The organism is Streptomyces sp. NRRL F-5126 (genome assembly GCF_000721265.1).
GTDB lineage: Bacteria > Actinomycetota > Actinomycetes > Streptomycetales > Streptomycetaceae > Streptomyces.
The window spans coordinates 761,192-786,044 of sequence record NZ_JOFZ01000001.1 but is presented as its reverse complement, the minus strand read 5'-3'; the positions used below and the strand labels follow the sequence as shown (position 1 = coordinate 786,044).

Sequence of the window (24,853 nt, the reverse complement as noted above, 5' to 3'; positions counted from 1 at the left end):
TGTCAGCCGATGCTGTCCGTCAGCCCGGTGGACAGGTACGTCGCCCGGCGCTGGTCCTTCTCGCTCCGCCACGGCTCGATGAGTTCAAGGAGCTTGCTGGTCTTCGGGTCGACGATCACCTCGGTGGTGCCGACGCCCCCGTGGAAGGACAGCTCCGTCCCACTGCGCCCGATGCTGTCCTTGACGGTACCGATGACGGTCACGCCCTTCAGGTCCGCCAGCGCCTTGAACACGCCGCTGCGCAGGCGCGGCCCGGCAGGGGCGTCGGCGAGGAGGGTGGTTGCCTGCACGAAGCCGAGCGTCGCTGCGTCCTCGTCCTCATCGGCGGACGCCTTGGTGGTGTTCTCGATCTTCCGCAGCAGCTGGGCCGGGTCCGTTGTCAGCGCGTCCAGGCCGTTCCAGTCGTACGTCCTCGACCCGAGCCGCCAGCCGGGGAAGTGCGATTTGCGAAAGGGCTTGCCCGAGGAGGTGGTGTAGGTGACCTGCATGGAACGCGAGACGTATCCGTCCATGGAGCCGGTGTCGATCTTCCAGTACCGCCCCGAGCCGGCCGACTGGGTGGCGGCGACGTCGGCGACGTTGTTCAGGAAGACCGACGCGGACTTCGCCTGAGCCGTCCCGTGCTGGGCACCCGCCCCCAGATTCACGCCAGCCACAGCGACACCGGCCGCGACAGCCGCCAACGTGAGACCGGTGAGGAGGTGACGACGACGCTTGGGCATGGACGCCACCGCACCGTCCCGCACGCCTCGATCCTGCTCCTCCCGCACGGCCCCCTTGACCACCGTCAGCGCCTGGGCCAGCGCGTCCGCCGACGGAGCCTCGACCCGGCCCGCCGCCCGCAGCGCTTCGGCGCCGGGGAAGTCCATCAGTGCCTGCTGCTCGCTCATGCCCGTCTCCTCGACGTCGTACGTACTCATGCCAGGTCTCCCGTCACGCCAAGGCCCCGCCCGACCAGGCGGGCCGGGGCGAGCCGCTCACGCAACCGGCCACGCGCCCGGTGCAACCGCGAGCGCGCCGTCCCCGCGGGAATGCCCACGGCGGCGGCCGCCTCCGCCGGCGTCAGTTGCTCCCAGCTGACGAGAAGCACCAGCTCCCGCTCCTCCGAGGGCAGTTCGGCGAGGGCACTGCGCAGCGCGGGCGCGAGCGCCGCCGCGTCCAGCCGCTGGTCAACCGCGTGCCAGGGGTCGACGACCTGCCCACCCACCAGGGCCTCCGGCCGCGCCGCGCGCCGCACATGGCCCGCGAGAACGTTGCGCGCCACCCCGAACAACCAGCCCCGCGCGGACCCGCGTGAGGCATCGAACGTGCGCCGCGACGCGAACGCCTGCAGCCACGCCTCGGCCAGCAGATCATCCGCAGCCCCGGGCGCCCGCCGCACGAAGTAGCCGTGCAGCGCCGCCGAGTGCTTCTCGACCAACGGCGTGAACGCCGCGGGATCGTCGGCGGCCGAGGACAACTGGGCATCACCGTCGCGGTCGTGCCCGTCCTGTTCCGATTCCACAGATCTCCGTCTCCGACAGTCGGACGACAGTCTCACCCAGTACTTGTCGCCGAACGCGGCCAGCGTTCGCGCGCACGGCTCCTACGGTCTCGCCATGTCACGCGCCGGCCCGTCCGTGCTCACGCCGCGCTTCGATGGGAGACTGGAGGCATGGCCCCGACAGCATCGTCACCCGCCGTAGCGGCGCGAATGAGTCGCCAGGCGTCGCGCGACACAGCGCAGGAGCTGGCCGTTCGCCGACTGCTGCACAGTCGGGGCCTCAGGTACCGCCTTCACGTGCCTGTCCCGGGCATGCGGCGCAGAACGGTGGACGTCGTCTTCGGCAAGGCCCGGATAGCGATCTTCTTCGACGGTTGTTTCTGGCACGGGTGTCCTGAACACGCCACGAGTCCACGAGCGAACGCTCAGTGGTGGCGGTCCAAGCTCGATCGGAACGCTGCGCGAGACCGTGAGACCACGGATCATCTGGTGGCCGAGGGGTGGACCGTCTTTAGGTTCTGGGAGCACGAGCCCGCGGAGGAGGTGGCCGAGCAGATCAGTCTCGCCGTTGAGGCGAGGCGGTCCCCGTCCGCTCACGGGACCTGACGCGGAGCGAGATATCGCGCTTCGTTCGATCAACGCAAGCAAAAGGCTCGTGCAGTGCCCGGACGTCTACTCCTTCTCGGACCTCTCGGTCCGGCGCCAGGACGGGAGTCGCGCGAGGCCGTCCTCGAGCCGGTCACCGAGCCCCAGCGCGGCCGCGAGTACGTGCATGCCGAAGCGGGGCGGTACGGCGTTGCCGATCTGTTGGGCGATGACGCTGCGCGTACCGGGAGCGGTGGCATTGTCTCCGTTGCGCCTGCGCCACGGGTAGTCCGCGGGAAAGGTCTGCAGTTGTCCCAGCTCGGGCAGGTCGAACTCGCCGAGCTTCCGGCCGCCCCACTCCAGCTTGTTCCGCGACCCCTTGCCGGTGACGGTCGCCGAGGGCTGGTCGTAACGCCGACGCCCGCGAGCCTTGGGGTCGCCCCCTGTGCCGTAGTTCGACACCACCTCGTACGGGCCTCGGCGGTCGAGCACCTCACCCATCGTGACCCACTGCCGCAGTGCCGGTTCTCCCGCGTCACGGCCGTCGCTTCGGCTGAAGTGGCGGTGAGTGGGCTCGGGCAGCCTGGGCTTCCCCTCCAGTGCTGCTCCGGCACCGGCCCATCTGGCAATCATGATGGCCCTGCGGCGGGTCTGCGGTACGCCGTACTCCTCGGTTCGAAGCACGGCGGGTTCCGCGACCTCGTAGCCCTTCTCCGAGAGGATGCGGGCGAACACCTTCCACACCGGTAGCACCGCCGGCACCTGCTCCAGGACGACCGCTTGGTACGGACGGCCCAGGAGCAGTGCCTCGAGTGCCCACCGCAGGGGCTCCAGGACGAGCCCCGTACGCTCGTCGCTGAGGTGCTTGAGCTCCTCGCCGATCGATGCGAAGTCCTCGATGATCCGGACGTCGGCGTACCGATCGGCGAACTTCGTCACCGCGTCCAGTGCGGCGCGTCCTTCACCGTTGCCGGCCACAGTGAATGTCTGACACGGGGGACCTCCGACGAGCACGTTCGCCTCGGGATAGTCCTCCGGCCCGAACCCACGCACATCAGCACGACGGGTGGGCAGCCCCGCTGCGCGGCGGGTGGCGCAGGCGTCCTCGTCCCATTCGATTCCCTCGACAACCGGCACACCCAGGTTTCGAGCGGCCACGTCGAACCCTCCCGGGCCGGCGAACAGGTCGACGATCTTGAAGCTGTCGGACACGCACAATCCTTGCGGGACGAGGGGCAGGTCGACGTTCTCCCTGCTCCCTGGGGCTGGGGGCCTTGGCAGGCCGCCCTCATCGTAGCCGGCGCGGGGGCCGGTGATGCCCGGCGTGCGCAAGTGGCGTTCCGGACGCCCGAACCCTGCTGCCCAGCGCGCCGCGCGCCTGTCAGCCGCGCAGCGCCGAGGCGATCGCCCGTCCCACCGCGGTGGCCAGCGGCGGAGGCATGGCGTGACCGACCTGTCGGTATCTGGACGTCTTGCCGCCGTGGAAGTGCCAGCTTTCCGGGATCGCCTGCACCAGCGCGGCCTGGCCGACAGTGATCCTCGGGTGTCCGTCGGCAGGAAAGTCTGCGTCCGGTGGCGCGTCGCCCAGGCTGATGCCGTTGACACCGAGCGCTGCCCAGGCATTCTTGCTGCCGGTCGGGCCGAGGTCGGCTCCACCGCGACGATCAGAGCCGCCGACCAGGGCGGGAGCAACGCGGTCGGCGCCCTTGATCCAGCGATCCGCACCTGTCCAGCCGTTCGCGGACATCGAGGGGCCGAGGATCTCGCCCACGCTCGGAGGTGGCAGTTCGTGCGGCTCGGGCCAGGAGAAGCGGGCGAAGTACGGGTCCCGAAGGGCCACGAGAAAGCCGCTCTTCCGGTTCTGTGGGACCCCGAAGTCCTGTGCGTTGAGAGTCGTCCAGGCCGTGTGGAAGCCGGCCGCACGCAGTTCGTCGTCGATCCACGAGCGATCGGCCGTGAACTCAGGGCTCTCGATGAGGTCGGGCACGTTTTCGAGCAGTACGGCCTTGGGCCCGATCTCCTTTGACAGGGCCATCACCGCCCTGAGGACCCGACGCTCCTCGCCGTCCTCCGTCCGCGCGACGGCCGCCATGGACTTCACCCGTGGGAGACCACCGCTGAGAAGGTCGACGCCGAACACATCCGGGCACATGTCGGGCCGGAACTGAGTGATGTCCATGCAGACGACGTCCCAGCCCGGCCGGTTGGCACCGATCGTGAAGCAGGCGTCGGCCTTGCTGTCAACGAGCAGCACCGGGTCGAACCCGGCCTGTTCGAGGCCCAGGGCCTGGGCGCCGGCGCCCGCGCAGACTTCGAACGACGTGAAGTGTGACGTGCCGACCGAAGCGACCGGCACGTTCTCCGCGAGTGTGCGTGAGGCCGGTGGGACCGGCTCCGACGGTGTGATGTCCGGGACCACCCTGACGGCCGCCTCCGGCCCGGCGGTGGCCGCCCGGCCTCCGTCGGCCGCTGTGGTCGGGCGCTGTGCGCCGATGGACTCCTCGGCGACCGCACGCAGTTCGTCGTCGAGAGCTGCCTCTTCAACACCGTCGAAGAGCACGAAGGGAGCAAGTCTCAGCAGCCGTTTGAGGAAGTCGCGCAGCGTTTCACGCTCATTGAGGCCGCCGAGGTCGAGGTCCGCCCAGACGCGGAGGATGGCGCGGACGAGGTGCGGGCTGCCGCCGAGGGCCGCTCGCCGGGCGTAGATCTGGTCGAAGGCCGCCTCGCCGAGGATGTTCAGGGCACTGTAGGGGGCGGCCTCGTCGGAGGACCGTACGAGCTGGGCCCGCCACCACAGTCGGCCGAAGACGTGGCGGGTGAGGTCGGTGCCGAGGACGCGGTCCTGCGGCGGTCTGGGGTAGCGCCAGAAGGCGACATCGGGGAGCAGCACGAGCGCCATGAACGCCCAGACGTCACGGGAGGCGGCCTCGGCGGGGACCATACCCGTCTCGGCGTGGAGCAGGGCGGCGAGGCGGATGTCGAACTCCGCGTTGCGGGTGCGGTCGGAGTCGTCGGGGAATCCCGCGCGTTGTGCGAGATCGACAACAGCCGAACGGAGGCCGCGAAGGTGGCGCGCGGAGACACGGTCACCGCCGGTGGCGACGTACACGGACGACTCGTGGGAGAAGCCGACTCGGGTTGTCAGATCTGACACGTCGAGGTGCCGGTACTCCTCGAAGAGCGGCCGAGCCTGTTCGGTCAGCAGCCGAGGATAGAGAAAACTCATCAGGACACCTCGAAGATCTTTACCGCTGCCTGCATGTCCGAGGCGAACAGAGCGGGCGAACTCCGGCGGCGCAGGCGGACATCGGTGATCGACTGGTCCGGGAAGAGCTGGTCGAAGAGGTTCAGCATGGTGGCGCCGAGTGAACCGTCGGGGAAGTCGGCGTCCTGGGTGAAGTCGTCCTGGCCGAGTGCGTGTTCGATCATGGTTCGGGCCGCGTCGGCGTAGACGGCGGACAACACGATGCGGTCGACGGGTCGTGGCTTGGCCGCGTTCTCGAACGCGGTGGCAGTGACCGTGTTCTTCTCGTTGACGAGCAGGAGCAGGGAACCCATGGTGGCGCTGTCCAGGCTCCCGCTGATCTGCAGGTGCCAGGCCGCGTGCTCGGGGAAGGAGGTCCGCGCGAAGTCGATCACTGCCATCGGGAACTGCGGCGCGTCGCCCTGGAGGCGCAGCGACTCCCGGTCGCTCCACAGCACGGAACCCGCTCGCCGGGGCGAGGACGGACGGGCGTCGGGCAGGCGCTCGGCCAGGACGAGGGCGGTGTCGAGGAGGACGAGCCCTCCGAGATCGGAGCCGCGCAGCAGGGTCTCGATGTCCGTGCTGATCGTTCCGTGGCCGATCAGTGGCACATGGCTCGCGGGTCCGCCGAGGTTCGACCCGGTGGCCGTCCACGCGACGGCCAGGCCGAGCGCCGCGTCCACCGGGAGGCCGGATTGGGTGCGAGCGCGGTCGAGGTCGACACGGACGGTCCTGCGCAGACGTAGGTCCATGTGGTAGTCCCAGTCCGGCAAAGCCTCGGGCATCGGCGCCGCGTCGTCCCCGTCGACGAGCAACCACGGCTCGGTCTCGACGACATCCTCGGACGGAACGCGGTACGGCAGTACGCGCCGGGTCATTCGCTCGTCACCGCCTGCACCCTGATGTCGATCTCGGTCATGGTGTCCGGCGCCGGGCGCACGAGGGCGCGCCGGCGAGCGTCCCCTCCCTCGATGACGCACGACTCGGTCGTGCGGAGTTCTCCGGCCGCGTCCTCCCAACCGACGAGCTCGGGCATGCTCGCCCCCTTGGGCGGGTCCGTCTCGCGCCCGTTGGCGCCGGGCAGTGTCACGGCGAGATCGATGCGTACCCGTTGGAGCCCTGGTACGGGAAGCCGGAAGTCCTGGACGAGAAGGGTGTCGTCGCCCCGGTCCTCGTAGTAGGGCTCTCCGATGAACTCGACGCGCGGCCGTCTGCGCGCTGTGGCCGCGACACCGTTCGTGCCCGCGCCGGGCGGTCGGTCGGTGGCGGACGTACCGCCGACCACCGTGCCGGCACCGGTCGCATCGCTGGACGCGGCACCGCCGGCCGGCTCGCCCCGTTGATCATCGTCGGTTCCGCGCATGCGGGTACGTACGACGGTACTGCCCGGCTTGGCGTACGCGGTGGCACCGCCGATGCCCCAGGCGCCGCCCACGAGTCCGGAGAAGAGTGAACTGGCGGCGCCGAGCGCGACCTGGCCGGCGCCGGGGCGGGCGGAACCACCGAGAGAGAGCAGATCCTCCAGCGCCTCGTCGATGCGCCGGAAGGTCGAGCTGACGAAGGTGCTCTCAGGCCTGTCGAGGGATTGCGGGTTCCAGGCGTCGTGAGTGGGTGGCTCCGCCTTGGCGTAGACGTCGTCCATCGACTCGTCCGCACGGAAGACGCCGGCATAACCCTGGTTGACACTCGGCGGCTTCGGTCCGGGCCGGTAGGTGACCACCAACTCGGCCGGGCGCATCAGACACACGTGATGGACGAGGTCCTCGACGTCGACCATGCGTGAGGCACGTGTCGGTTCGAGGGGCGGCACGATGCGCTTGATCAGGCCGAGACGGCCGAGATGACGCTTCGGCTTGAGGCATTGGAGATCGCTGCCGTCCGGACCTGCCATGCTCTCGTAGGCGGCGACGAACATGTCGAGCGGTCGGGTCTCCCTGGGGTCGGGCACGGGGTGATCGATGCCGTCACAGGTGACCGTGAAGCGCATGGCTGAAGACTCGTCCGCGACGGAGATCATCTTGGGCCAGAGCTGCCACGCGATGGTCTCCGCCAAGTAGTCGGCCGCGGCGGGCCGCTCCAGGTCATCCAGATTCGGGTCGACGACGACGATCGTCGTACCGGTCTCGTCGAGATCGAACGGCCTGAGGCCCAGGCGTTTCGCCGTGGCCTCCGCCTGTTGACCGATCAGGGGCTCGACGACCTCCCCGGAGGTGTCGCCCCACCAGTGACGTCCGGTGTAGCGGCGACCACCCGCCACGTGACTCTGCCAGAGGGTGCAACCGATGAGCCGCGTCTCGTAGCCGCCCTCCGGCGTCCGACAACGAGAGTGCACGAGGATCGTCCCCGCTCCGGACAGGAGGTAGAAAATCCCCTTGCCGAAGCCGTACGTGCCGCCGCCCAGGGCGACGTCGCGAGGTTCGCCGATATTGCGGACGAAGGACACGAAGTCCCGCTCGGGACCGACGGCATTGTCGGCCCGGGTAGGCCCTCCGAGACCTCGGGTGCCCCGGTCGGAAACGGCCAGGACGGGGATGGATCCCTGCCTCAGGACCTTGCGGAGAGGGAAGTCCTCCACTCTCGCCGGCGCGCCCTCAAGGAGGAGGGCACGCCATGCCGCCGCATGTGCCGGTCCGACGGTCCACATGTCCATGCGGTAATCCACAGGGCCGGCCGTCTGCCCGAGACGTGCGTCCCAGCTGTTCTGGGCCGATTCGCGTACCAGAATGGTCAGCAGGTCGAGTGCGGGGCGTCCGAGTTGATTGCGGATGCCCTCGGCCGCACTCGCGCCCTCCGGGGGATACGGCTGGGAGAACCAACGAGGCCCCGTCACACGGACTCCCGAATCAGGTCGTCGATCACGTCGGAGATCTGGTGGGATGCGAGAGGAGCCGGGGTTTCCCCGGACAGGTCGATGGTGTACTCGACGTCCTGGATCGACACGGGCACGCCCGCGGCGGTGAGAGCGCCCACGGTGAGCCGTGGGAAGTCGGCCCCGACGCCGTACCACCGCTCTTCCACGATCGTGAAACGCACGTCCCCGTAGTGATCGGCGTCGGCAGGGCGATAACCGGCCTGCGCGAGCAGGCCGAGCAGTGCGCCCTCGTCGTCGCAGAGCCTCAGCGCTTCCGCGACCACCTCGGTCAACGAAACCCCTGTGCTGGTCCCTCCGGCGCGCCGCACGCGGAACCACGCCAGGACCAGTGTCCCGGCCTCTGGTGCCTCCAGCTGGTCGAGACCGTGGATGCGCGCTCGGCGTCCTTCGGTTCTGGTCGTCGTCTTCACCTCGACGGCACGCACTCCGGCAGCGAAGTCGTGACGGTTGCCGTCGGGCCCTCGCCAGAGCAGGTGCGCGCTCGGGTCCGCGCGGAGCAGCCGGAGCAGCACGGTCAACTCGCCGAACAGGCCCGCGAGCTCCTCGGGGCCGAGTGGCGTGCCTTGCGAGCGGAAGAGCGCCTTCCATCGATCCAGCACTTGGTGGAGCGCCTTGACGGGGCTGTCGGGCGACTGCTCGGCCGCAACGACGACATCGACGCAGAGCTCGGTGAACAGGTCGTCGACGTCGTGACGCAGACAGGCGAGGTCGGCATACGCCTGGTAGGAGGCGGCGTCCTCGAGGCCACGCTTGCGCAGGGCGAGCACGGGACCGTCCAAACCCCTGCGGACCTTGGTGTGACCGGCCGTGGGCAGGAGGACGTGGCGAAATCCTTCGTGGTCCACGGCCAGCACCAGTGGTCCGTCGTGGACGTCGACGGGAAGGTCGCACGCACGCAAGCGTCCCTCACCCGTGGCCGTCTCGGCCTCCAGCGCGCTCCACTGCTGCTCGACAAGGCCGCGAAGGTCCTCCTCGATCATGCGTCCTCGCCGTCGAGGAGCCCGTAGTCCTCGTCCTCGATCGGCACCTGCGACAGGTCGGCGGAGATGTAGCCCTCGACGGTGCTGTCGGCCTCGCGCGGCTCGGGGAACACGAGGCCCACGCCGATGACGTCCTCCTCCGCGTTGAGAGGCGCACGCAACTTCTTCGCCGGCGTCGGCTCGGAAACCTTGTCGATCGGGTAGAGGACCAGCAGTCCGGTGTCCGGGAGCTGCTTACGGCGTTCCTCCATGATCCCCTTCTCGGTCAGGCCGCTCACCTCCCCGGCCAGGTCGACAGCGGCGTCCCGACGGCTCATCAGAGTCTTGATGTCGGCGAAGTCCGCAGCAGGGCCCGACGGTTTCAGCCGAGCACGCGTGTTGAGCCCGACGCGCACCCTGGGGCTGAAGGGGAAGCCACCACCCCTGGGATTGCCCACCACCGCGATGTTCCAGCGGCGCAGGGACCCGGCCGCGCTCACCCGCTTCCGGATGTACTGGATGATCAGGTCCGCATCGTTCTCCGGCGACTTCTCGTGGAACTTGTAGCTCGACAGGAAGTCGATCACGATGTCGTGCGGCACGTCACGGAAGACGTAACGTCCCTCGGACGGCCGCTCCTCGATGGCGACCGCGTTCGCGGTGGCGGACGCGACGAGAGCGCGGGCGGCGGTGATGTTGCCGCCCAGCCACTGGGCGTTTGTGTGGAAGTAGTGCGTCTGGATCCGTTTGCCGCCGTAGGACGAGGCAGCCACCACCGCGTCGCGCATCTTGGCGGCCGCGGTCACGCGCAGGGCCGGGTGCGTGCGCAGGCGCACGGCGAAGGTCATGGGGTTCTCGGACTCGGTCATGTAGACGTCGATGTCCCGGCGCATCTCGGTCTCGACCGTCGCGAGGTGCCGGAACCACTCGGCCAGTTCATCGGTCATCCAGATGCGTGGCAGGTCGGCGTAGCCGTTGCGGAAACCGAACCAACGTCCCATCTGCAACAGCGTGTCGTAGGCCGAGACGGAGCGCACGAAGTAGTTGACCGACAGGCCCTCCAGGGTCAGTCCGCGGGACAGTGTGTTGCCGCCGACCGCGATGGCGACCACAGGACCGTTCTCGTAGTCCAGGCGGTCCTCACTGCTGGAGTTGTCCATGATGATGCGGCAACTGCTCAGTACCGTGGGCAGTTCGGGCAACAGATCGTCGAACCGCACCTTGGTCTCGCCGAACTCCGACGCGGGCACCCGCTTCGTCTCCTCGTCCCACAGACCACGTAGCCGTTCGAGGAAGTCGGCGTCTCCCGTGGACAACGACCGGACGAACCTGCTGCGCAGTTGCTCAAGAGGAGTCTTGAAGCTGTTGTGCACCGAGGTGTTGACGCTGGTGTGGATCAGCATCGTGTTGTGCGGGTTGCCCGTTCCGCGGACGCGCCGTGCGGCCGTGACCAACCAGAAGTAGTCGACCGCACGCCGCAGGGTGTCCGTGATGAAGGGCTCGAATCCCTCGACATCGGCCTTGGTCTCGGGACGTACGGCCGACACGTCGTCGTCGGGTACCGACCGGATCATGTCGTGACCGTCGTCGAGTTGTTCCGGATCCTCACCGTCGAGCGCGTACCGACCGAAAAGGACTTCCGTACCAAAGTGACCTTCCGGCTTCGGCAGGTTGACGATGAAGTCCTTCGGATAGAGGTCCTGGGCGCCCGGATCGATCAACAGGTTCGCGAACGGGGAGGCCGTGTACCCGACATAGGCGGACCTCGGCAGGTGACCCATGATCTGAAGGATCAGCGGGTTGATCGACTTGGTCGCCACGGTGGCCTGATCGGCCTCGTCGTCGATGATCAGCGCGGGGCAGCCCTGAAGGTATTCGGACGCCTTGCCGAGCCAGCCGGCCAGCTTGCGCAGCACCGTCGCGTTCTTCTTCACCACGCACAGCACGTGCGTCCGATTGCTGCGCCCGAAGTAGCCCGCCGGGTTTTCCTGCGGCGTGAAGTCCTTGTCGAGCCCGGTGAGCTGGGACCACAGCGAGGGGTTGGGCTCCACCAGTTGCTGCACGAGCCGAGCCTGCGTCTGGCGCCTGAGGCCGTTGTGGATCCCGGCCAGGACGATGAAAAGCTTGTAGCCGCGGTCGGCCGCTTTGGCCATGACCGAGGTGAAGTTCGTCGTCTTGCCCGACTGGACGTAGCCGACGACCAGACCGCGTGTGGAGAAACTCTTCTCCTTCGGGTGGTTCAGCAGCGAGACGATACGGGTGGAGGAATCGTCGAGGCTCCTGATCCCCGGGTCCTCCGACCATCCGTCCTTGAGCAGCAGCTCCTTGATCGCGGGCCAGCACTTGTCCTTCTTCTGTGGGCCGGTGTACCAGGTGTCCCGGCCGTCCATGACGACGGCCTGCGGCTCCTGGAGCTCCTTGATGCGGATCGTCTGCTGCTCGTGCCGTTCCCGGATCAGCTCCACGACGTCCGGGCTGACACCGAACTGCTCCAGCCGCTTGACAGCCTCCGCAGGGGGAAAGGAGTCCAGCAGAGCTTTGAACGTGTCGTACATACCGTCAAGATCGTCGCCCATGGCAGTCGACCGTCCCCCTATCCGTCCCGCGCGACTGCCGACCGGCGAACACTCCTGCCCCGTATGCAGCTCACGGGCATGGAGGCGCCGTGGGACAGGTGCGCAACCTCACTCGAACCACCACGTTAGCCCCCGCGCGTTGGTCCCAGTAGAGGAGGCGGGTCACAAAACCTTCACATGTGGCTGATCGGGCAGACGGGGATCCGCGCCATGGGGTGCGAGCCTGGGGGACGTTGCCATGCGTGATGAGCGTGGGGAGCCCTGAACCCGACCTCGTCTACCGGGTGTTCTCCTTGACCCGTCGGTGATCCCCTACATTGCTGTCACGGGCGATCGTGCCGGATCGGTGGAGTGTTTCGTGCTTGCGCGATACCTTGATCGGTCTCAACCAATGGGGACCCCTACGGAGAAGCGGGACATCCATGAGCGTAGTGCCACACCTCGAAATTCGCTTTCGTGGAAGGGTCATCGAGCATCTCGGTATTGACATGTATCAGTCGCCGGTGGCGGCGATAGCAGAGTTGGTTTCCAACTCTTGGGACGCAGACGCTTCCAGGGTTGATGTGACGCTGCCGGCAAAGATAGGGCCCGATGCGAGAATCGCCATCTCTGACGATGGCGAAGGGATGACGCTCGCTCAATGTCAAAGCCGCTACCTCAATGTGGGTTACGATCGGCGCAAGGACAGGGGGAATGACAGGACGTCAGGTGGGCGTCCAATGATGGGACGGAAGGGTATCGGTAAATTTGCTGGCTTCGGCATAGCGAGGTTCGTTACCGTCGAAACCGTCAGTAAGGAGACAGGAGAGCGAACAGTCTTCCGTCTGGACTCTGCGCAGCTCATCGAAGATACGGATTCCTATGCGGAGAGCCAGCCTTTGACCGTCGAAGTAATCGAGTATGAAGAAGCATCTGAAGAACGTAAAGCGCGGCATGGCACGTCCATCTCTCTGAGTGATCTTTCGTTGAAGGTCACCCCTAATGCGGGTAAATTTCGAATAAGTATGGCACGGCGCTTTCTGTTGATGGAGCGATCGGATGAGTTTCATGTTGACGTCAATGGCGAGCCCATCTCGGATGCCGAGAATGTTGAAAAGATAGAATTCTCCTTTCCAGGCGATTACACTGCAGATCAGTTGCCGGAAGGTGTGGTCGTTGAGGATGGCTGGGGGGTTGAATCACTTTCCAACGGAAGCAAGGTTCGTTGGCGCTTTGTCTTCTACAAGGAGCCGATTGGCGAGGAAGAGCTGACGGGAATTTCGATCTTCAGTCACCACAAACTGGCTCAGCGTCCCTTCCTCTTCAACCTGAGCGGTGGGTTCGGTGGCCAGCAGGGAACAAGCTACCTTTCGGGTCGGGTCGAGGCTGACTTCCTTGACGAGCAAACGCGAGATCTCATTTCTACCGAGCGCCAGCGGGTGAACTGGGAAATGGACGCGTCTCAGCCACTCTTGGAATGGGGTCAGATTCGCGTCAAGTCTTTGCTGCGCATTTGGCAGGGCATGCGCTCGAAGGCCAAGGTGGATGCTATGCGAAAGCGCATGACGCCCTTTTCGATCAGGTTGGGGAAGCTGGAAAAACCGGAGCGGAAAGTTGTGGAAAGGGCGCTGACCTCGATAGCGCGTATTACTTCATTGAGCGACGAGCAGTTCGGCGAGCTTGCCGAAGCAATGCTGACGGCTTGGGAGGGAGGTCGTCTGAGGGAATTGATTGATGACTTGTCCGAGGCCGACACCATGGATGCCGATGACCTGGTGAGGATACTCGCGGAATCTCGAGTAATGAGTGCTCTCCATGCTGCGGAGCACGTGAAAAGTCAGCTGAATCTTATCACTGGGTTGGAGGAGAGAATCAAGAAGCGTGAACTTGAGAACAAGGTTCGGGACTACATAGCAGAGAATCCTTGGCTTGTCTCCCCCCGGTGGGAGACTTTCAGGGTCGAGAGGAGCGTCAAGGCTCTGGTGGATGAGGTCGCCAAGGAGGCCTATGGGGAGTACTGGAACGCGCGTATGGACCTGGTCCTCTCGTCTGGTAATCAACTCCTCGTCGTCGAGTTCATGCGTCCTGGGCTCAAAGTTGACTGGGACCACCTGAACCGATATGAGCGTTACGTTTATAAACTACAGGATGCAACGATTGCCCGCAGTTCGGAATTCAGGTCGGTGTCGGGGCTACTCGTTGCCGACAAGATCGAGAAGGCCAGTGACGTTCGGGCCAAGATCGACGACATGCGCCCCAAGGATATGGACGCGACGGACTGGGCCGGCCTGCTCGGCCGGGCCAAGAAGCAGTGGGAGGACTACTTCGACATCCTTTTCGCTCGCGCACCTGAGGATGCTCGAATGAAGTCGCTGGCGGAGTCTACTGCTGGCGACGCGCAAGCTAATCGCTAGTGGCGTCGGAAATAGCCGCAGATCGTGCAGAGGGGGTCTGGAGGCAGCACTGAAGCGCATCCGCCGCCAGACGGGGGCGTGCCATTTGACCACCACGCGTACTGGGATCATGGGTTCGAAGAGGCCGACCTGGCGAGACTCCTCACCGCGGAGCGGGTGGTGCCTTCAAGGCCTCTATGAAAGTGGTGAAGGATCCGGTCGTCATGGACAGGGCGGCTCTGGCCGGCACCTTCGAGTCGCGAACGGCTACGTGGGTGTGGCGGTGCGCCACCTCCACGCAGGCGTTGCCCTGGCCGCCACCGGAGTAGGACGACTTCTGCCAGGTGTTCGGGATCATCATGGGCTCACAGCTCCTTCGCCATCCGGAGGATGAGGTCGCGCGAACGTCCGGGGTCGAGTGATGCCGCTTCCACCCTACGGAAGAGCGTCCGATAGCGCGCGAGTTGAGCCTCTGCGTCGACGAACCTGGGTTCATTGGGGCCGTCGCGGACGACCGTGTCCAGCTTGGGGACCCGGCCGCCCGCGTACACCATGGCGCTTCCCGCTCCGGCGAAGCCGTCCAGGTCGAAGGGGATCACCCGTACGGTGATGTGGTCGGCTTCGGAGAGTTCCAGGACGCGGTTGAGCTGGGCCCGCGTCGCGGCTCGGTCGCCTACCCGGATGCGCAACGCTGCCTCGTGGATCACCGTTTCGTACGGGATCGGGTCGGGTCGCTCGATGATGACTCTGCGCCTCATCCGGTGTTCCGCCCAGCGCTCCACATCGCTTCTCGGGAGCTCCGGGTTGACGAACGAGAAGAGGGCGAGGGCGTAGTCCTCGGTCTGCATGAGGCCCGGGACGTGCAGGAATTCGACGTCCCAGCGGTAGTCGGCATGGTGCTCCAGCTCCGACAGGTTCAGGAACGACTGGGGTAGCAGATAGCGATACTCGTCCCACCATCCGCGCGTGCGTTCGGTCGCCATCGCGACCAGCGCGGAGATCAACTCGTCGTCGGCGCAGCTGTAATGGGCGGCGAGTCGCCGTACGCGCTCCGCGCTGACGCCCGCCGTCCCGGACTCGATGTGACTCATCTGGACCGAGTTGGACCCGAGCAGCGCGGCAGCCTCGCGGGCCTTGAGCCCTGCGGCTTCACGTAGTTTCCGCAGTTCAGCGCCCAGGCGAACCTGACGGGCAGTGGGTTGCGGTCTGGGCGGCATGTCCTTCTCCTCGCCTTCGAGGGCGCGTTGACGTGGTGACCCGTTCGGGGCAGGTTACGCGAGCAGCTTGCGGGAGGACAAATTTATGCCCTACCGTCGGTGACACGAAGCACACGCAGAGGAAGTGCACCGCTCCGTCATGTCATCGACGGCTGCGGCAATGCCACCGCTTGCGGACAAAGCCACTGTCACCCGAATCGGAGCTGACGCATGCCCGAAAACCTGACCGAGTCCTGGGAGTACTGCCTCTACATCCCGAACGACCTGCGCGCCGTCACCATCAGCCGTCGCACCCTCCGCCTCATCCTCACCATGCATGGCCTGATCCGTCTGGTCGACACGGCCGAACTCCTCGCGACGGAGCTCGTGTCCAACGCCGTACGTCACACCAAGGGCCCTGCGGCCCTGCGCATCCGCTGGGCGGCTGGTGTGCTGCGGCTCGGGGCCTGGGACGCCGATTCCGAGCCGCCCGAGCCGCCCGTGCCGCTGCAGCGAGTGGCCGAGGCGGAGGAAGGGCGGGGCCTGGGGCTGGTGCGGGCGTGCGCCGACCTCTGGGGGTGGCATCCGCTGGCCAGGGACGGCAGCGGCGGAAAGGTCGTGTGGTGCGAGCTCGCCGCCGCGTAGGCAGCTCCTGCCGCCGGCGGCACGCGAGCACGGGGGCGTCAGGCCTTGCCGAACACCGTCGCGACGATGTGTTCCGCGATGGCCATGGACGCCGTGGCCGCCGGCGACGGCGCGTTGCGTACGGCGGTGATCCGGCCCAGCCGGTGGATGCGGAAGTCGTCGACGAGCGAGCCGTCGCGATCCAGGGCCTGGGCGCGGACGCCCGCCCCGCCGCGTACCACGTCCGCGGCGCCGACGCCGGGGACGTACTGGCCCGCGTCCCGCATGAAGGCGCTCGCCGAGAGCGAGCCGCGGTACTCCCTGAGGCCCGTGCGCCAGTGCTGCGCGGCCATCCGCCAGGCGCCCGGGTACGCGGCGAGACCCAGCAGGTCCTTCGGCGACACGGTGCCGAGCCGGTAGCCCTCCCTGGCCAGGGCCAGCACGGCGTTGGGTCCCACCTCGACCGATCCGTCGACCCGGGGTGTGAAGTGGACGCCGAGGAACGGGTAACGCGGGTCGGGAACCGGGTAGATGAGCCCGCGCACGAGGTGGGCGCGTTCCGGCTTCAGCAGCAGGTACTCGCCTCGGAACGGGACGATCCGCGGTTCCCGCCCGTCCCGGGCGAGCGCGGCGACCAGGTCGGACTGGAGGCCCGCGCACACGATCAGCCGGTCCACCCGTACCTGCACCCGTGCCCGTCGCGTCCCGGACGAGACGTCGATGCCGCCGCGTCCGCCGCGCCCGCCCCGCACCTCGTCGATGCCGGTGACGGGAAAGCCGAGCCGTACCTCGCCGCCCGCTCCCGCGATGTCCTTGGCGAACTCCTCGGCCACCGCCGGGTAGTCGGTGATCGCGGTGCGCGGTGAGTACAGGGCGGCGACGCCGCCTGCGTGCGGCTCAAGCTCCCTGATCTCCTCGCGGGAGACCCGGCGCAACTCGGGGACGTGGTTGTTCCTTGCCCGCTCGTAGAGGTTCTCCATGCGGCCCAGTTCGTCCTCGCGGACCGCGATCACGAGTTTGCCGATCTCCCGGTACGGCAGCGCGCGTTCCTGGCAGTACTCGCGCAGCAGCGCGACCCCGCGCACGCACAGCTCCGCCTTCAGGCTGCCCGGCGCGTAGTAGATCCCGGCGTGCACAACACCGGAGTTGTGGCCCGTCTGGTGCGGCGAGACGCGCTGCTCCTTCTCGAACACCACCACCCGCGTGCCCGGTCGGCGCAGCGCGATCTCGCGTCCGACCGCCAGTCCCACGATGCCCGCGCCGACGACGCCGATCGTCTCGTCAGCCGGCTGAAACCCCACCGGCGATCCCATCGGCAACCTCCCCTTCCGCCTTGGCCGTTCCCGCACCCTCGCCCACGCCCCGTAGGGGATGGCGACGTCGACCGGTCGGACGGCGGCGCGGTACGCGCACTACCGCTTTCCGGGCCGCTCGTCGTACTCCTCGCGGGCGGTGATGACCTGGTGGACGTGGTCCACCGACCACTCCGCGAGCGCCTTCAGCGGGCCTCGCAGCGTCTGGCCCAGCGGCGTCAGCGCGTACTCCACGCGGACGGGTACCTCGGGGTACACCGTCCGCAGGACGATCCCGTCGCGTTCGAGCGTGCGAAGGGTCTGGGTGAGCATCTTCTCGCTCACCCCCGCCAGCCGCTGCCGCAGCTGGGTGAACCGGCACGGCCCGTGCCTGCCGAGCTCGCCCAGCACCAGCACGGCCCACTTGCTGCCGATCTGGTCGAGCAGGTCGCGCGAGGGACAGCCACGCGCGTACGGGTCCCACGACGGTATGGGCTCGATCACATCCTCGGCGGTCGTCACCAACCTCACCTCGATCCTTTCGCCAGGGTGGCCACCTTACCGCGAAGTGCGTCCTTACCAAAGGAGAGTGACCAGGTCATCATGGGTTTTGTGCCGCGGGAGGTCCGCGGCGGAGAGGGGCGAGCACCATGTCGATCGTTGTCACCGGAGCATCAGGGCAGCTGGGCAGGCTCACTGTCGAAGCGCTGCTTGCCCGCGGAGTGCCCGCCTCCGGCATCGTCGCGACCAGCCGTGACATCACCAAGCTCAAGGATTTCGCCGATCGCGGCATAGTGGTGCGCCCGGCCGACTTCGCTGAGCCGGACGGCCTCCCCGCGGCCTTCGAGGGTGCTGACAAGCTGCTGCTGATCTCCACGACGACTGTCGACGAGCGCGTCGCCAACCATCGCCGCGCCATCGACGCCGCGGTGGCGGCGGGTGTGCCGCTGGTCGCGTATACGAGCATGTTGCGGGCGGACACGTCGAGTACGGCCCTCGCGGACACCCACCGGGAGACAGAGGAGTACCTGCGGGAACGCGTTCCCAGTGTGATGCTGCGCAACGGCTGGTACCTGGAGAACTACACCGCCCAACTCCCGCAGGTGCTGAGTGGCGGAGCGATCGTCGGGGCGGCCGGCGAGGGCAGGATCAGCGCCGCGACCCGCGCCGACTACGCGGACGCGGCAGCAGCCGTGCTGGCCACCGGCGGCCACGCCGGCAAGGTGTACGAGCTGGGTGGCGACGAGGCGTTCACGCTGGCCGGGTTCGCCGCGGAGGTCTCGTCCGCCACGGGGCAGCGGATCCGGTACACCGACCTGCCGGCAGGGCAGTTCGCCCGGGTGCTGGCCGAGAGCGGCGTGCCCGGCGAACTGGCGCGCGTTCTCGTCGACGCCGATGTCGCCATGGGTCGAGGCGAGCTGTTCACCGACTCCGGCGACCTGCGGCGCCTGATCGGACGCCCGACCACGGCCCCCGCAGAGGCGATCTCCGCCGCACTCGCCTGATCGCCCGCTGCCCGACCGCCCGCCGCCCGATGCCCGACACCCAATCGCCCGACGCCCGTTCGCCCGCTGCCCGATCGTCCGCCGTGACGCCACGTTTCGGAGCCCTCCAGCTGTCCTCGTCAACGTCTCCACACGGCAAGCTCTCTTCCCGGTGTGGACACGATCCGGGTCCCGTCCGCTGCGGTCAGCCCCCAGGGCTCGAACGCGTCCGACGCGTCGACACGGAGCGAAGCCCCGCCTTCCAACCCGACCTCAAGGCCCCCGTCCTTGTACGCGTGCAGGTGGACGAGACGGGTGTGGAGGAGCGACAGGGCCGGCGCGAGTTGCTCGGCTCCGCCCTCCGGGTCGATGGTCGTCTCAGAACCATCAGGGTTCGCGAGGACGAAGGGATCCTCTATCCGCAGCTCAAGCGAGGGCGACCCAGCGGAATTCACCAGAAAGGTGACGGCGAAGTCGAAGCAGACGCGCGTGACGCCGGCTTCCTCGACCGCGATGCTCCAGTAGTCGTCGTGCTCACTCAGTCGCACGATGCTCGCCTCTGTCGTTCGCCTTCTTGGCCAGTTCGGCGAGGAATTGAGGCATTCGCCCGGCGCCGAAGTCGTAATACCGTGCCCACCGAGGCTCGACCGCGATACGCGCCATTTGGTCGTACATGGCCCGGCAATTCCGTTCGAACTCGGCCGCGTACTCGGCGTCGAAGTTCTGCCGCGCGGCCGCGAGGTATTCCGGGACCACTCCGTCGACGATGGTGAGGTGCGCGACGCCGCGCACCGACAGTGTCTTCGCCGAGCCGGGGCTGTCGCCGGCGTCGATCGTCAGGGCGACCTCGGGGCGGGCGGAGAGCGCCTGCACCTTGGGCGCCGTGGCCGCGGTGGACATGACGATCTCGTCGCCGGTCCAGAAGATCCCGATCGGGATGACGCGTGGCAGCCCGTCGAGTCCGTTGTAGGCCAGCCGTGCCATCGACGCCCGGCTCAGCAGCTCGTCGGCGTCGGCCAGTTCCTGCGCGATCCGGTGGGGGTCCATGACTCGTCGTCCTCTGCTGTCGCGCGGCCGCCGCTCTGGTGGCCCACGATGCCGTAGCCCGGCGCGACCGGGGGAGGGGCGTGCCGAAACTCGACCCTCTCAATGGATCGAGACTTCGCCGAAATCGGATCAAATTACTCATTCTCCGCCAATGGGCGACCGGCGCCGGCGACGGCGTGTCGCCATATGCTGTGATTTTTGCGGAGAAATTACAGCGAAAAGATGGCCTGTCGATTCAGCCAAATTATTTATGCAACTTTATTGAAGTCTTGACCGGGCTGTTCACTCGCCGTACAAATTGGTCTTGACCAATCCGCTCAGTGGTTGAGACCACTCCGTTCGCCCACGTGCAGGCACGTGCAAAAACGTGCAGAGCGGCCGCTTTGTCGGCCCTCGGGTTGAGCGAGGTGCCGCAATCGCAACAGCTCCTCTCATCCTTGGAGGGTTCATGCGAGTCGGAAGACGGATTCTACGCAAAGCTCTTGTCGCCGGCTCGGCGCTCGGGCTGACTCTCGGCGGCACGGCCTTCGCGGCGGCCATGGCGCCGGCCGCGCAGGCGGCCACCACGTGCGCCGCGGCGTGGAGTGCCGGCACCGTCTACACCGGCGGTCAGCAGGCGAGCGAGAACGGGACCAACTACACCGCCAACTACTGGACCCAGGGCAACGACCCGGCGACCAGCAACGGCGGAGCCGGTTCCGGACAGCCCTGGACGTCCAACGGCTCGTGCACCGGCGGCTCCACGGGAGGAGGCGACGGCGGCGGAGACGGTGGCGGAGACGGCGGCGGGACCGGTACGGGCTCGGCGAGCGGCCTGCTCTTCAGCCCGTACAAGGACGTCACCATCAACATGGACTGGAACACCAACCAGATGCGGACGGCCGTGACCGGCTCCCCCATCCCGGTGGTGGGCTCCGGCAGCCTCAAGTCGCAGTACGTCCCGAACCTGTCCGGGCTCACGCTCGCGTTCGCCACCGGCACCTGCGGCAGCGAGACGTGGGGCGGCGTCTCGGGCGCCAACTGGGCCGCCGCGAACGTGCCCCAGCTCAAGGCCGCCGACCTGGACTACGTCGTGTCGACCGGCGGTGCGGGCGGCACGTTCAGGTGCGCCTCGACCGCGGGCATGGAATCGTTCATCGCCCGCTACGCCAGCCCGAACCTGGTCGGCATCGACTTCGACATCGAAGCCGGTCAGAGCGCGTCGGACATCCAGAACCTGGTGGCCTCGGCGGCAGGAGCGCAGGCGCAGTACCCGAACCTGCGGTTCACGTTCACGCTCGCCACGCTGGGAGCGTCCGACGGCAGCTACAGCGGCGTGAACCCCCTCGGCGACGAGGTCGTCAAGGCCGTGAAGGGCTCGGGCCTGAACAAGTACGCCATCAACCTGATGACCATGGACTACGGCACCTCGACGTCCAGCAGCGTGTGCGTCGTCGTCTCCGGCAAGTGCGAGATGGCGCAGTCGGCGATCCAGGCCGTGAAGAACCTCGAACACACCTACGGGATCCCGGCGAGCAAGATCGCCGTGACACCGATGATCGGCCTGAACGACTCCACCAGCGAGACCTTCACCGCCTCGGACGTGGACACACTGTCGTCGTACGCGGTCAGCAACGGCCTTGCCGGGGTGCACTACTGGTCCCTTGACCGGGACACGCCCTGCTCCGGCGGGTATGCGTCCCCCACGTGCAACTCGGTCCCCAGCACGACGTCGCTGGAGTACACCAAGAAGTTCCTGAGCGACCTCGGGCACTGACACACAACACACTGGGGCGGGCCGCGCACGGATCATCGTGCGCGGCCCGCCCGCTTGTCCCGCGTTCGCACGGGTGGGACATCTGCCGCACGCCGACCGGTCAGGCGTCCGGCTGAGCCGTCGTGAGAGCCTGCACGTGGTCGATGGCCGCCCCCAGCGCGTCCTCCAGGGGAGTGTTGTTCCCGGCGACCTGCGCGAGCAGCATGCCGCCCTGGAACGCGGCCAGGAGAAGGTTCGCGAGCCGGGCGGGATCGGCGTCCGCGTCGAGGCGGCCGAGCCGCCGCATCCGCTGGAGCCCGTCGCGGAAGATGTCACGCCACTGATCGAACTCGCCCGCGAGCTGATCGTGGACATCGAGGTCCGTCTTGATGATCTCGCTCGCGAGGGAGCCGAGCGTGCAGCCTTCCTGGTAGGCACGCTCGTAGGCGACGTAGTGATCCGCCCAGTCGCGGAACGCGTCGAGGCTGTCGAAGTGGCCGAAGCGCGCACTGCGGTGGAACGTGAGGACGCGCTCGGCCTGCCAGGCTATGACAGCGAGGACGAGGCTCTCCTTGTTCGGGAAGTAGTGGTTGAGCTGTGATCCGCTGACGCCGGCCGCGCGGCGGATCTGCTCGTTGTTCGTCGCGTGGACGCCCTTCGTGTAAATGAGCTCGGCGGCCTGCTCCAGGATGCGGGCGCGGGTGGCCTGTCCCTTGGACGTGAGCGTGTGAGGCGCCGGGGCTGCCGTCGTGGTGGTCATACTTCATGGTAACGCCAGTTTGGGCTTGACAGCCCAGTGTCGGATGATGTTCACTCCAAGAAGTGGGCTGGGAAGCCCAGAAAATGCGCGGATGCAGGAAGGTGTTCCCCATGAAGGCAATCGTGGTAACGGACCAGGCTGCGGGAACGGCCGGGATGACCCTGGGGCAGCAGCGGGAGCCGGAGCCGGCGATCAACGACGTCGTCGTGCGGGTCCACGCGGCGGGATTCGTCCCCACCGAGCTGGACTGGCCGTCGACCTGGACGGACCGCCTCGGTCACGACCGCACCACGCCGATCCCCGGACACGAGCTGGCCGGGGTGGTCACCGCCCTCGGCTACGGCACCACGGGCCTGTCCGTCGGGCAGCGGGTGTTCGGCCTCACGGACTGGCACCGCCCCGGCACCCTCGCCGAGTACGCGGCCGTCGAGGCGCGCAACCTCGCCCCGCTGCCGGGGGACGTCGACTTCGCGACGGCCGCGAGCCTGCCGATCTCCGGCCTGACCGCGTGGCAGGGCCTGTTCGACCACGGCCGCCTCCGGGCAGGGCAGAGCGTGCTCGTGCACGGCGCGGCCGGCGCGGTCGGGACGATGGTGACGCAGTTGGCGCGCGAGGCCGGCGCGTACGTCATCGGTACCGGACGCACGGGCGACCGCGAGAAGGCGCTCGACTTCGGCGCGCAGGAGTTCGTCGACCTCGCCAACGACAAGCTCGAAGACGTCGGCGGCGTCGACCTGGTCTTCGATGGCATCGGCGGCGACATCCAGCGCCGGTCCGTGGGCCTGATCCGGGCGGGAGGAACACTCGTCACGGTCGTCGCCCCGCCCGAGGCCCGCCCCGCCGACGGCCTGGCCATCGACTTCGTCGTCGAGTCGGACCGCGCGCAACTGGGCGAGATCGTCCAGCGGGTACGCGACGGACGCCTGCGGACGAACATCGGCGACGTCACGCCCCTGGACGACGCGCTCACCGCGCTCAACCCGACGGGGCGGCGCAAGGGGAAGACCGTCATCGACATGCGTGCGTGAGGCGCCAACGGTCTGCTGCGCTCCGCGGCTCGTGGCGTCGCGTCACGGGACGTCGAGGCACGGGACACCGGAGGAGCGGCGGGCGGCGCACAGCTTCAGGCCGTGGCCCGCTCTCCGGCGGGCCACGGCCCTCCGCGTTCACGCGCCGCGGCGCCAGGCGTCGACCGCCGCGGCAGCCCAGGCCTCGACGCGTTGCGTGAACTCCGAGGCAGGGAACGTCCCATCGACGGCGACGTCTTGGATCGTGACGGAGAAACGGGGCCGCGACGCGTCGCAGTGCGGCACGGCCGCGTCACGGACCACCCGTGAGGGCGTGCCCCTCACACGATGGGAGTTGCCACGACGGGCCTGACCGACGAGCCGGTCCACCTCGTCGAGGCCGCCCCGCAGGTACGCACGCAGGAGCGCCCGAGCCATCGCGCCGCCGTCGGCGGGAAGCCGATGGGGGTGCTGGAGCAGGAAGCAGGAGACCGAGACACCGTGCAGCGGCCCCCACGGTTCCCGACGTGAATGGTCCAGAGCGAGCAGGGCGTGGAACAACTCGTCGCAGGACCGCGGATCCAGCGGATCCATCGGCGCACCGCACTCGGGGCATGGTTCGCAGGATCCCATGACTTCTCTCCCTCGGCCCTTGTCCTCGACCCGCGAAGGGCGGCGGGAGCAGTACTCCGGCCGCGGCGGTGATGGTGTCGGACGCCCCATGCCCATGCGATGCCGGGGCCCGACGTCGACCGGCGACGTGCGCACCCGTCCGCGCTGCCCCGCACGGTCCGCGTCCAGCCGCGAGGGCGCGATCGCGACCACTTGGCGTGCGTCCGCGTGCGCGGGACGAAGCGGGCGCATGCCCCACGCTCTCAGGGCCGACGCGCCAGCACATGGGTGTCGAGGAAGCCCCGCTCGGACGCCGGGGCGTGCAGCAGCCGGGCGAATGTGACGAATCCGGCCCCGCCCAGCAGTTCGGCGAACCGGTCCACCGGCCAGCTGTAGGCGGGAGTCACCTTGTGGTCGAAGCGGACCGGCTCCGGTCCCTCGGTGCCGAAGAGGGACACCAGGAGCAGGCCCCCTGGCGCCAGAACACGCACCTGCTCGGCGAGGAGCGCGGGCAATTCCTCAGGCGGAGTGTGGATCATGGAGTAGTGGGCCAGCACTCCGCCGAGTGCACCGTCCTCGACCGGCAGGGCTTCCATGCGCGCTTCCTCGAACCGCAGCGCCGGCTGGGTCCGCCGTGCGTGGGCGACCATGGCGGGGGAGAGGTCGAACCCGAAGGCCTCAAGACCCAAGTCGTGCAGCATGGCGGTGAGATGACCGGGGCCGCACCCGACGTCGGCCACCCGCGGGTTACCGGTGGCCCGCACGAGCTCGGCGAAGGTGCCGATCATGTTCCGCGCGAACGGTCGCGTCTCCAACCGGCTGCTGAACATCGAGGCATACAGGTCGGCGATCCCGTCGTAGGCCACTCTCGTCTCGTCCTGATGCTTCGACACGGGAAGGAAACTAACACCCGTATCGCTCGCAGCCGTTCCTTCGCCCTGACCCGTGCACGCTGACGAGTCGGGATTAGGGAAACCCCTCGCCCTCCGCTCGGTGCCTTCCGCT

24 protein-coding genes are annotated in these 24,853 nt (G+C 67.8%); 7 read left to right on the top strand and 17 right to left on the bottom strand.

The window, feature by feature from the left end:
• Positions 1–2: 2 nt before the first annotated feature.
• Positions 3–920, bottom strand: a complete 918-nt coding sequence (locus tag IH48_RS0103605) for a hypothetical protein (RefSeq protein ID WP_030898918.1) — start codon at positions 918–920, stop codon at positions 3–5.
• Positions 917–1,504 (bottom strand): RNA polymerase sigma factor, encoded by a 588-nt coding sequence (locus IH48_RS0103600; protein WP_030898915.1) that lies wholly within the window; start codon positions 1,502–1,504, stop codon positions 917–919. The genes IH48_RS0103605 and IH48_RS0103600 overlap by 4 nt, the downstream gene beginning before the upstream one ends.
• Before the next feature lie 189 nt (positions 1,505–1,693).
• Here IH48_RS0103600 and IH48_RS0103595 point away from each other — a divergent pair, with 189 nt between their 5' ends.
• On the top strand, positions 1,694–2,089 hold the full coding sequence (locus tag IH48_RS0103595) for a very short patch repair endonuclease (protein WP_078849429.1): 396 nt from the start codon (positions 1,694–1,696) through the stop codon (positions 2,087–2,089).
• 66 nt (positions 2,090–2,155) lie between these two features.
• Here IH48_RS0103595 and IH48_RS0103590 read toward each other — a convergent pair whose 3' ends face one another.
• From IH48_RS0103590 to IH48_RS0103565, 6 genes are all read right to left on the bottom strand, one after another.
• Positions 2,156–3,280, bottom strand: coding sequence for a DNA cytosine methyltransferase (locus IH48_RS0103590; protein WP_037840812.1), 1,125 nt, complete (start codon positions 3,278–3,280; stop codon positions 2,156–2,158).
• A gap of 169 nt (positions 3,281–3,449) precedes the next feature.
• The gene (locus IH48_RS37450) at positions 3,450–5,294 is read right to left on the bottom strand and encodes a DNA cytosine methyltransferase (RefSeq protein WP_324604281.1); all 1,845 of its coding nucleotides are present in this window, start codon (positions 5,292–5,294) and stop codon (positions 3,450–3,452) included.
• Positions 5,294–6,190, bottom strand: coding sequence for a hypothetical protein (locus tag IH48_RS36520; RefSeq protein ID WP_199809878.1), 897 nt, complete (start codon positions 6,188–6,190; stop codon positions 5,294–5,296). Before IH48_RS36520 ends, IH48_RS37450 begins: the two co-directional genes overlap by 1 nt.
• The gene (locus tag IH48_RS0103575; RefSeq protein WP_158710238.1) at positions 6,187–8,142 is read right to left on the bottom strand and encodes a hypothetical protein; all 1,956 of its coding nucleotides are present in this window, start codon (positions 8,140–8,142) and stop codon (positions 6,187–6,189) included. The genes IH48_RS36520 and IH48_RS0103575 overlap by 4 nt, the downstream gene beginning before the upstream one ends.
• On the bottom strand, positions 8,139–9,164 hold the full coding sequence (locus tag IH48_RS0103570; RefSeq protein ID WP_030898900.1) for a PD-(D/E)XK motif protein: 1,026 nt from the start codon (positions 9,162–9,164) through the stop codon (positions 8,139–8,141). The genes IH48_RS0103575 and IH48_RS0103570 overlap by 4 nt, the downstream gene beginning before the upstream one ends.
• Positions 9,161–11,719, bottom strand: a complete 2,559-nt coding sequence (locus IH48_RS0103565) for a Z1 domain-containing protein (RefSeq protein WP_030898898.1) — start codon at positions 11,717–11,719, stop codon at positions 9,161–9,163. The genes IH48_RS0103570 and IH48_RS0103565 overlap by 4 nt, the downstream gene beginning before the upstream one ends.
• A gap of 422 nt (positions 11,720–12,141) precedes the next feature.
• Here IH48_RS0103565 and IH48_RS34780 point away from each other — a divergent pair, with 422 nt between their 5' ends.
• Positions 12,142–14,112, top strand: coding sequence for an ATP-binding protein (locus tag IH48_RS34780; RefSeq protein ID WP_078849428.1), 1,971 nt, complete (start codon positions 12,142–12,144; stop codon positions 14,110–14,112).
• 142 nt (positions 14,113–14,254) lie between these two features.
• Here the strand turns inward: IH48_RS34780 and IH48_RS0103555 are convergent, their stop codons facing one another.
• Positions 14,255–14,452 (bottom strand): DUF397 domain-containing protein, encoded by a 198-nt coding sequence (locus IH48_RS0103555; protein ID WP_030898894.1) that lies wholly within the window; start codon positions 14,450–14,452, stop codon positions 14,255–14,257.
• Positions 14,453–14,456: 4 nt separating this feature from the next.
• Positions 14,457–15,308 (bottom strand): helix-turn-helix domain-containing protein, encoded by an 852-nt coding sequence (locus tag IH48_RS0103550; protein ID WP_030898891.1) that lies wholly within the window; start codon positions 15,306–15,308, stop codon positions 14,457–14,459.
• 210 nt (positions 15,309–15,518) lie between these two features.
• Here IH48_RS0103550 and IH48_RS0103545 point away from each other — a divergent pair, with 210 nt between their 5' ends.
• Positions 15,519–15,932 (top strand): ATP-binding protein, encoded by a 414-nt coding sequence (locus IH48_RS0103545; RefSeq protein ID WP_030898889.1) that lies wholly within the window; start codon positions 15,519–15,521, stop codon positions 15,930–15,932.
• Between the two features lie 38 nt (positions 15,933–15,970).
• On the opposite strand, the gene lhgO is transcribed toward IH48_RS0103545, so the two are convergent.
• Complete coding sequence (gene lhgO, locus IH48_RS0103540; protein WP_030898887.1) at positions 15,971–17,224, bottom strand: L-2-hydroxyglutarate oxidase; 1,254 nt, start codon at positions 17,222–17,224, stop codon at positions 15,971–15,973.
• Positions 17,225–17,323: 99 nt separating this feature from the next.
• On the bottom strand, positions 17,324–17,725 hold the full coding sequence (locus IH48_RS0103535; RefSeq protein ID WP_030898885.1) for a winged helix-turn-helix transcriptional regulator: 402 nt from the start codon (positions 17,723–17,725) through the stop codon (positions 17,324–17,326).
• A 128-nt stretch (positions 17,726–17,853) separates the two neighbouring features.
• On the opposite strand from IH48_RS0103535, the gene IH48_RS0103530 reads away from it, so the two are divergent.
• Positions 17,854–18,708, top strand: a complete 855-nt coding sequence (locus tag IH48_RS0103530) for an SDR family oxidoreductase (RefSeq protein WP_030898883.1) — start codon at positions 17,854–17,856, stop codon at positions 18,706–18,708.
• A gap of 119 nt (positions 18,709–18,827) precedes the next feature.
• Here IH48_RS0103530 and IH48_RS0103525 read toward each other — a convergent pair whose 3' ends face one another.
• Both IH48_RS0103525 and IH48_RS0103520 read right to left on the bottom strand, forming a co-directional pair.
• Positions 18,828–19,235 (bottom strand): DUF6188 family protein, encoded by a 408-nt coding sequence (locus IH48_RS0103525; RefSeq protein ID WP_158710237.1) that lies wholly within the window; start codon positions 19,233–19,235, stop codon positions 18,828–18,830.
• The gene (locus IH48_RS0103520) at positions 19,222–19,734 is read right to left on the bottom strand and encodes a pyridoxamine 5'-phosphate oxidase family protein (protein WP_030898880.1); all 513 of its coding nucleotides are present in this window, start codon (positions 19,732–19,734) and stop codon (positions 19,222–19,224) included. The genes IH48_RS0103525 and IH48_RS0103520 overlap by 14 nt, the downstream gene beginning before the upstream one ends.
• Positions 19,735–19,814: 80 nt before the next feature.
• Between IH48_RS0103520 and IH48_RS36135 the strand changes: the two genes are divergently transcribed.
• A complete protein-coding gene (locus IH48_RS36135) occupies positions 19,815–20,042 on the top strand; it encodes a hypothetical protein (RefSeq protein WP_158710236.1) in 228 nt (75 codons plus the stop codon).
• Between the two features lie 140 nt (positions 20,043–20,182).
• Positions 20,183–21,490 carry a carbohydrate-binding protein gene (locus IH48_RS0103515; RefSeq protein WP_030898879.1) on the top strand — a complete coding sequence of 436 codons (1,308 nt, stop codon included), beginning with the start codon at positions 20,183–20,185 and terminating at the stop codon, positions 21,488–21,490.
• 100 nt (positions 21,491–21,590) lie between these two features.
• Here the strand turns inward: IH48_RS0103515 and IH48_RS0103510 are convergent, their stop codons facing one another.
• Positions 21,591–22,229 carry a TetR/AcrR family transcriptional regulator gene (locus IH48_RS0103510; protein WP_030898877.1) on the bottom strand — a complete coding sequence of 213 codons (639 nt, stop codon included), beginning with the start codon at positions 22,227–22,229 and terminating at the stop codon, positions 21,591–21,593.
• Positions 22,230–22,339: 110 nt separating this feature from the next.
• Between IH48_RS0103510 and IH48_RS0103505 the strand changes: the two genes are divergently transcribed.
• The gene (locus IH48_RS0103505; protein ID WP_030898875.1) at positions 22,340–23,257 is read left to right on the top strand and encodes an NADP-dependent oxidoreductase; all 918 of its coding nucleotides are present in this window, start codon (positions 22,340–22,342) and stop codon (positions 23,255–23,257) included.
• Positions 23,258–23,395: 138 nt separating this feature from the next.
• Here IH48_RS0103505 and IH48_RS32975 read toward each other — a convergent pair whose 3' ends face one another.
• Both IH48_RS32975 and IH48_RS0103495 read right to left on the bottom strand, forming a co-directional pair.
• Positions 23,396–23,869, bottom strand: coding sequence for a DUF5946 family protein (locus IH48_RS32975; RefSeq protein ID WP_199809877.1), 474 nt, complete (start codon positions 23,867–23,869; stop codon positions 23,396–23,398).
• A gap of 242 nt (positions 23,870–24,111) precedes the next feature.
• Positions 24,112–24,741 (bottom strand): class I SAM-dependent methyltransferase, encoded by a 630-nt coding sequence (locus IH48_RS0103495; RefSeq protein WP_030898871.1) that lies wholly within the window; start codon positions 24,739–24,741, stop codon positions 24,112–24,114.
• Positions 24,742–24,853: the final 112 nt, after the last annotated feature.